Annotated in this window: 1 protein-coding gene; it reads right to left on the bottom strand. The window is 56.1% G+C overall.

The window, feature by feature from the left end:
* The coding region (locus KI210_RS08605; RefSeq protein WP_212781466.1) for an ABC transporter permease subunit at positions 1-303 on the bottom strand (303 nt) is incomplete at both ends.

Raw genomic sequence — 303 nt, 5'->3', positions numbered from 1 at the left:
TTCGTGCACCTTCCATCTGTCCGTAGTCGATCGATTCGATCCCGGCGCGCACGATCTCGCTGATCATCGCGCTTTCGAATACTACCAGCGCCGTAATCGAGGCACTCACCGATCCCACCCGGATGCCGATGGCCGGCAGACCGAAGTAGGTAAAGAACAGGATCAACAGCAGCGGCAGATTCCGGATCACGTCGATGATGAAACCGACGATCCCCGATACCCATTTGATCCGACTGTAGCGGATGATCCCCAGGATCAATCCGATGATGAAGCTCAATACGATCGACACGGCCGATACGCCCA

This window comes from Lactobacillus corticis, from assembly GCF_018327645.1.
Classification (GTDB): Bacteria; Bacillota; Bacilli; order Lactobacillales; family Lactobacillaceae; genus Lactobacillus; species Lactobacillus corticis.
The sequence above is the reverse complement of the archived record's forward strand: the minus strand, read 5'-3'. Positions and strand labels throughout refer to the sequence as shown.